At 34.0% G+C, this 7,393-nt stretch carries 6 protein-coding genes, 1 pseudogene and 1 other annotated feature; all 7 genes and pseudogenes read right to left on the reverse strand.

The genetic code is table 11. From position 1 onward, the window contains the following. Positions 1-635 (reverse strand): histidine--tRNA ligase (locus RR539_RS07455; protein WP_332500293.1); only part of this gene is annotated, 635 nt, incomplete at its 3' end. A gap of 53 nt (positions 636-688) precedes the next feature. After that, positions 689-901, reverse strand: a binding site (T-box leader). A 49-nt stretch (positions 902-950) separates the two neighbouring features. Continuing rightward, a complete protein-coding gene (gene hemZ, locus RR539_RS07460; RefSeq protein ID WP_332500294.1) occupies positions 951-2,381 on the reverse strand; it encodes a coproporphyrinogen dehydrogenase HemZ in 1,431 nt (476 codons plus the stop codon). Between the two features lie 21 nt (positions 2,382-2,402). After that, entirely contained in the window at positions 2,403-3,020 is a 618-nt protein-coding gene (locus RR539_RS07465) for an MBL fold metallo-hydrolase (RefSeq protein WP_332500295.1), read from the reverse strand. A gap of 17 nt (positions 3,021-3,037) precedes the next feature. Beyond that, positions 3,038-3,487: a D-aminoacyl-tRNA deacylase gene (gene dtd / locus RR539_RS07470; RefSeq protein ID WP_332500296.1), complete on the reverse strand. Its 450-nt coding sequence runs from the start codon at positions 3,485-3,487 to the stop codon at positions 3,038-3,040. Positions 3,488-3,499: 12 nt separating this feature from the next. Beyond that, entirely contained in the window at positions 3,500-5,671 is a 2,172-nt protein-coding gene (locus RR539_RS07475) for a RelA/SpoT family protein (protein WP_332483612.1), read from the reverse strand. Between the two features lie 151 nt (positions 5,672-5,822). Beyond that, positions 5,823-6,341 (reverse strand): adenine phosphoribosyltransferase, encoded by a 519-nt coding sequence (locus RR539_RS07480; protein WP_332474835.1) that lies wholly within the window; start codon positions 6,339-6,341, stop codon positions 5,823-5,825. A 2-nt stretch (positions 6,342-6,343) separates the two neighbouring features. Then, positions 6,344-7,393 (reverse strand): annotated as a pseudogene (locus RR539_RS07485) (hypothetical protein); the annotation flags it as partial.

A 7,393-nucleotide genomic window follows, 5' to 3' on the forward strand; every position in this document is an offset into this window, starting at 1 on the left:
CAGCCCGGATTCTTACAGTCAATAATTCTTAATGGATTCTTTTCGAATCTTGTATTACAAGTTTCACAAAGACTTTCCATGTTACTACGTAGGTAATCCTTAAGAGCGTCGTTATACTTAGTTCTACACTCCTTACATCCTAGGTTATTAATATTAACCTTAAGTCCTTCAATTCCAAGCTTCTTAAGGTACGCAATAGCTAATGAAATAAGCTCTGCATCAGCCTCATATCCTGAAGCTCCAAAGAATTCTACACCAAACTGGTGGAATTCACGAAGTCTTCCTGCCTGTGGTCTTTCATATCTGAAACATGGAGTAATGTAGTACATCTTTAATTGCTGATCTACTCCTAGGTTGTTCTCTATAAAACTTCTTGCAGCAGGTGCTGTTCCCTCAGGCTTCAGTGTAATACTTCTATCACCCTTATCCATGAAAGTGTACATTTCCTTTTGTACTATGTCAGTTGTTTCACCAACACCTCTTAAAAATAGCTCTGTATGCTCAAATACAGGAGTTCTAATCTCATGGGCTGAGAATGCACTTGCAACTTCCCTTGCAGCCTTTTCGATATGCTGCCATTTATATGCTTCACTTGGTAATACGTCTTTTGTTCCTCTTGGTCCCTTTGTTAACACAATCAAAACCTCCTAAAATTATATTTAATATCAAAAAAACCGCCCCTTGCATAGCAAGGGACGGGTTATATTCTTACCCGCGGTACCACCCTAATTGGTATATACCCACTTAACGCTGTAACGGTGCTACCGAATAGCCCTACTTAAGTTCAAGCTATTAGTTCGAAAGTGTGCTTCATATTCCCTCTCTATAAATGCACTTTCAGCCTATGATGCATTCTCTCTTAATAGGGGTAAATACTACTATTCTTCGTCATTACCATTGTTTATATTAACCTAAAATATTATATCATTTAGTATAATTCTTGTCAAAAACTAGCTAAATGATTCCTCAATCATATTAATAACTTTTTCTTTGTTTAAAAGCACCTCATCAATACGCTTAATGTACTCATCAAGGTCCTTTAGATTAGCTACTCTTTCTAGCCTATTTTCCTTAGGATAAATAGCCTTAGAAACAGAGTCTGCTCCAAGTCCAATTATTGAGATATTTTCAGCTATCATCTGAACGTTATAAATACATTCCATTCCCTTAAGTGAATAACCTATATTCTCAAGTGGAGATATCATATTCTTCTGTCTATACATATAATATGGAATCATATTAAGATCCTTAGCACCATCAACTGCAATATTATACATTTCTAAACTTTCATCACAGCTACCTTCATATCTCTGTTCATTAAGTTTAGATGCTCTTTTTATTGCCATGGTGTGAATTGTTATACTCTCTGGTTTAAGCTGTTTAATTCCCTGTATTGTTTTCTTAACATGGGCAGTTCCCTCACCTGGAAGACCAATAATCATATCCATATTAATATTGTTAAATCCTAGTTCCCTAGCCATATTAAATATGTCTATTGTATCCTGTGAAGTATGGATTCTTCCAATCTTCTTAAGGGTTTCATCATTCATTGTTTGGGGATTAACACTTATTCTATCTGCATTATATTTCTTAATTATTTGAAGCTTTTCGTATGTTATAGAATCAGGTCTACCTGCCTCTATAGTATACTCTCGAATTCCAGCTGTATTAATATTTTCAGAAACTGTTTTAAGTAGTCTTTCAAGCTGACCCTCATTAAGTGCAGTAGGTGTACCACCGCCTATATATAATGTATCAACATTTATATTCTTCTCTTTTATAAGATTTGATGTATATTCAATTTCCTTAATTAAACAATCTAAATAAGCATCAACCATTTTACCCTTTGTACCAAGTGGATTAGATGTAAATGAACAATAGCTACATCTTGTTGGACAAAATGGTATTCCAATATAAATTCCTATACTTCTTTCCTTAGTAGATAAGAATGGCTCCTCAGCCTTTGCTACCTTAATAAGTAGTTCAATCTTATCACTATCTAAATGATATTTATATTGAAGTAACTCCCTAATACTATTATCATTAAGTCCCTCTAGCTTAAAATCATGGTAAAGCTTAGTTGGTCTAATACCTACTAGTATTCCCCATGGCACTTCCTTACCTGTTATTTTCTTAAGCCCCTGAAGCAATGTAGACTTAATACCTATTTTAATATCCTTCTTAGTATTAGATGTTAAAGTGCTATACTCATCTTTCCCCTTAATTATAAGTGAACAAATATGAGTTTCTTCATTATATATAGATAAAACATCAGCCTCTTCTTCACTAGTAAACATAATGTCTTTTTTTTCATAAAAAAGAGAGGCTATAGTATAAGCCTCATATCTAAATTCGTGTCCTATAAGTGCTATTTTAATCATAACTCTCTCCTTTTTAGAAGCTTAACTAAAAAACGGATTAAGCTCCTTTTCGTTTTTAACTGTAGTGGATGGTCCATGTCCTGGATATAATACAGTATCCTCTGGCAGTGTTAATATCTTATCCTTAAGTGAAGATATTAATGTATCCTGGCAAGCACGCCCAATATCACATCTACCTATACTTCTTAAGAATAAACTATCACCAGTAAATACTACGTCACCTATCTTAATACAAATACCACCCATAGTATGTCCTGGAGTCTCTATAATCTCAAGGTTTAAGTTACCACAGCTTAAAGTATCTTCCTCTGATACAGTCCTATCAACATTAACAACTGTCATGTTTTTAAGTATAGGAATAAGGTCCCTTGTTTCACCTTCTACAAGTGAAACATCTTCACTATGTACATATAGTGGCACTCCTAGTTCTTCCTTAACTCTATAAGCCCCTGTAAAATGGTCTCCATGCCCATGTGTTAATATAATAAACTCTATATTAAGTGATAAATTCTTAGTAATTTCAATAATCTCATCCGGCTTACCTGATGGGTCAATTATAAATCCCTTACCTGTAGCCTCATCTCCTACAATATAGCAGTTTGCATTAAAAGGTCCTGCTGGAAATACTTCTAATATCATAGTAACCCCCTAAATATTTAAAAATTCTTCTTACTGTCTAATAATATAGTTACTGGTCCGTTGTTAAGAAGGCTAACATTCATGTGAGCCCCAAAGCTACCATTTGAAACCTTAGATACTGACTTTTTAGCTTCTGCTATAAAGTCCTCATACATAGAATTTGCAAAGTCAGGCTTTGCTGCACCCATAAAATTTGGTCTTCTTCCTTTTCTACAGTCTCCATATAGGGTAAACTGTGAAACAACCATTAATTCTCCCTGAATATCAAGTAGAGAAAGGTTCATCTTATCATTCTCATCCTCAAATATTCTAAGGTTAATAACTTTATCTACCATATACTTCATATCATCTGGTGTATCCTCGTCTTCAACACCAAGTAATACTAATAATCCTCTGTTTATATCTCCAATAAGTTCATTGTCTACTTCTACCTTTGAGTAATCTACTCTTTGAATTACCGCCCTCACCTAAACACTTCCTTAACTCTTACTTCTGTATACCTCACGTACACCCTGTATATTACGTATATTCTTCATTACCTTATCTAATTGATCCGCATCAATAACCTTAATAGTTAAGCTTATATAAATATCGTCTCCCTGAGCTGTTCTTGCGTTCATAGCTCTAAGTGATATCTTAGAATCAAATAGTATAGTAGTAATATCTGATAGAACACCAGCTCTATCACTTCCAATAATATTAATATCAGCTAGGAAGTCTGTTGTATGTTGTCCTGTCCAGCTAACATCTATAGCCTTGTCAGGCTCCTGATCTCTAAGGTGGTAATAATTCTCACAGTCAGCTCTATGAATAGAAACACCACGTCCCCTAGTTATAAATCCTTCAATCTTATCACCAGGTACTGGGCTACAACACTTAGCAAATCTTACTAATATATCCTTCTCACCCTTAACGTCTACTCCTGGTCTTTTTCCATGAAGACTCTTGTTCTTGTCGATTTTCTTATCTATATTAAGTATTTCTTTCTTTTGTTCTATATGCTTGTTCTCAGCCTTACGAATCTCATCCTTAACCCTTGTTAAAAGTTGAGCTGCAGTTATAGCACCACTACCCATTGATGAATATAAGTCATCAAGTGTCTGATAGTTAAATCTCTTAAGTAGCATGTCAACATGCTCCTGCTTCATAACCTCACTAAATGGTACTCCCTGACGCTTACACTCTCTTTCAAGCATTTCACGTCCCTTATCAAGATTCTCTTCCTTAAAGCTACGTTTAATGAAGTGCTTAATCTTATTCTTTGCCTGTGAACTCTTAGCAATATTAAGCCAATCATGACTCGGTCCCTTAGCTGCAGAAGACGTCATAACCTCAACTATATCACCTGTTTCAAGCTTATAATCAAGTGAAACCATCTTACCGTTAACCTTAGCACCAATACACTTATTACCTACATCTGTATGTATCTTATATGCAAAGTCAATAGGTGTAGACTCTACAGGAAGGTCAATAACCTTACCCTTTGGAGTAAATATAAACACCTTATCTGAGAAAAAGTCTATTTTAACAGTTTCCATAAACTCAGTAGCATCCTGTGCTTCTGTTTGATACTCAACTATCTCACGAAGCCATGAAAGCTTAGAGTCTATATCACCTGAATTAACACCTTCTTTATACTTCCAGTGCGCTGCAATACCATACTCTGCAATCTTATGCATTTCTAGTGTTCTAATTTGAATTTCAAATGGCTGCCCACCTGGTCCTATAAGTGTTGAATGTAGTGACTGATACATATTCGGCTTAGGCATTGCTATATAATCCTTAAATCTACCTGGAATAGGCTTCCACAGTGTGTGTACTATTCCAAGTGCCGCATAACAATCCTTAACAGAGTCTACTAAAACACGTACTGCTAGTAGGTCAAATATCTGGTCAAAAGTCTTATGCTTAAGGTTCATTTTTCTATATATGCTATAGAAATGCTTAGGTCTACCATCTATATCAGCTGCTATATTAGACTTCTTAAATGAAGAATCTAATATATTAACAATTTGGTTAATATTCTGTTCCCTCTCACCACGTTTTTGGGAAATCAACTTACCTATGTTATAGTAATCGTCTGGACTTATATATCTAAGACTTAAGTCTTCAAGCTCCCACTTAACCTTGGATATACCAAGTCTATGTGCAATTGGTGCAAAAATATCAAGTGTTTCTTTAGCTTTAACCTTCTGCTTTTCAGGTGGAAGGTACTTAAGTGTTCTCATATTATGCAATCTATCTGCAAGCTTAATTAGAATAACCCTAACATCCTTGGCCATAGCTATAAGCATTTTTCTGATATTCTCTGCTTGTTGCTCTTCCTTAGACTTATACTTAATCTTACCAAGCTTTGTTACACCTTCAACAAGGTTAGCAACATCCTCGTTAAAAAGATCTACTATATCCTCATATGTGTATTCTGTATCTTCTACAACATCATGTAAAAGTGCTGCACAGATAGTCTCTGTATCAAGTCCCATCTCTATAAGTATATCTGCAACCTCAACTGGGTGTATAAGATATGGTTCACCTGATACTCTATATTGTGTCCCATGAGCCTCTTCAGCTAAACGATATGCTTTCTTGACTTTTTCAACATCTATGTTAAGTTTTTGATCGTTTATTTTTTTTAATAAATTATCAAGCATACTAAGCCCTCTTTTCTGTTAGCACAAATATAATACCTTAATATAAATAAAACGCCCTAGCCTAATTATTAAGACTTATGCAGGGCGATTATGACTAAGTTAAATTAATTAAATTATATATCAATATAAATGATTTGGCAATTTATATGAATTAAAATTCGTATTTTAGTAGTGATGTAACGTTGTACTTCTCTAGCTTCTTAATTCCTTCAAGACCAGTAAGTTCAACTATAAAGTTCATTGATACAACTTCTCCACCAAGTTCTTCTACAAGCTTAGCAACTGATGAAATAGTTCCTCCTGTTGCTAGTAAATCGTCTACTATAAGAACTTTTTGACCCTTTTTAATAGCGTCCTTGTGAATTTCTAGTGTATCTGTTCCGTACTCTAGTGCGTATTCATATCTTAATGTGTCTGATGGAAGTTTTCCTGGCTTTCTTATTGGAACAAATCCAGCTCCTATTGCGTAAGCAAGAGGTGCACCGATTAGGAATCCTCTAGCCTCTGGTCCAACAACAACATCAATCTCCATACCTTCTACTTGGCTCTTGAAGATATCAATAAGTTCCTTAAGGGCCTGTGCATCTTGAAAAATTGGTGTAATATCCTTAAAGCTTATACCTTCCTTTGGGAAGTTCTCTATTATTCTTATTTTTTCTTGTAACATCATAACTAATTCTCCTTACAACATATTTCTATTAGTGATCTTAGTTTCTTTATCTTATGCATTATAATATTGTCATCTTCCTTAAAATTAATGGAAGGGTTTTCTTTAAGAAGTGATATCCTAACTTCTTGACTATTAGAAAGTATCTCCACTATACCACTTTTTCGAAGGAATGTAATAGCACTAAACATCTGATATGGGTTAATATTAAAATCCTCTGCTATATCTGAAAGCTTACCGCTTATATTTGAAGTTTGAAGCTTAGTAATAATATCCTCTAAAATATTACTACTTATACTCATATCCTCTATTGTAGAGTCTATTTTGCTTACTGTAGAATCATCAATAAAGTGATATATATTTATTCCCTTATCACTAATTGTTTTGTAGTCTGCTTCAGATAACAAAAAGTCATAAACTAAAACATTCTCACAATTATTAATATAATCAACGCAGGGACATAATATAACACCTGATGATGAATCTTTTAAAATATTTCCTTCAACTTCAAATAATCCAAATATCTCATCAAGTTCATCTAAGGATTTCTTCGATGAAACCAAAACACAACCTTTTTCAAAGCATAAAAAGTCCTTAAGAAAGTCCATATCCTTCTTTACAAAGTTTATGTCCAAAAGATTGTACTCTAAGTTATTATTATTAATTCCCTTGGTAAGATACTTATAATAGTTATCTTTAAGACTCTCCTTTATCCACTTTTTGTAGGGTTTCATATCTTTTATAATTAACTGAACTGTACTTTTGCCCATCCAGTTGTTTTCATCTAAATTAAAAGCTATATCAACATTTTTCCAATCCTTGTCCATGTAGTTAGCTCCATAGTTAAATAATATTCCCTCGTAGCTAATATCATCCTTTTCGAATTGGATTTTAATGTGCTTCTCTCCATTTCCTATATATCTCTTAGAATTTATAAACATATCCTCCATACCAAAAATCGGAGTAGGGTTACCCATTCCAAATGGTTCTAAGGATTTAAGTGCCTCTACATTTGAAAGCGATATATCCTCACTTTCAAGAATCATATCTATTCT

It is taken from the genome of Clostridium sp. (genome assembly GCF_036639235.1).
Lineage (GTDB): Bacteria > Bacillota > Clostridia > Clostridiales > Caloramatoraceae > Clostridium_AB.

Coding starts and splice junctions, on each gene's coding strand:
- RR539_RS07465 (WP_332500295.1), bottom strand. CDS start 3,020: ATGATATTAGAAGTATTTCCAGCAGGACCTTTTAATGCAAACTGCTAT.
- hemZ (WP_332500294.1), bottom strand. CDS start 2,381: ATGATTAAAATAGCACTTATAGGACACGAATTTAGATATGAGGCTTAT.
- RR539_RS07475 (WP_332483612.1), bottom strand. CDS start 5,671: ATGCTTGATAATTTATTAAAAAAAATAAACGATCAAAAACTTAACATA.
- RR539_RS07480 (WP_332474835.1), bottom strand. CDS start 6,341: ATGATGTTACAAGAAAAAATAAGAATAATAGAGAACTTCCCAAAGGAA.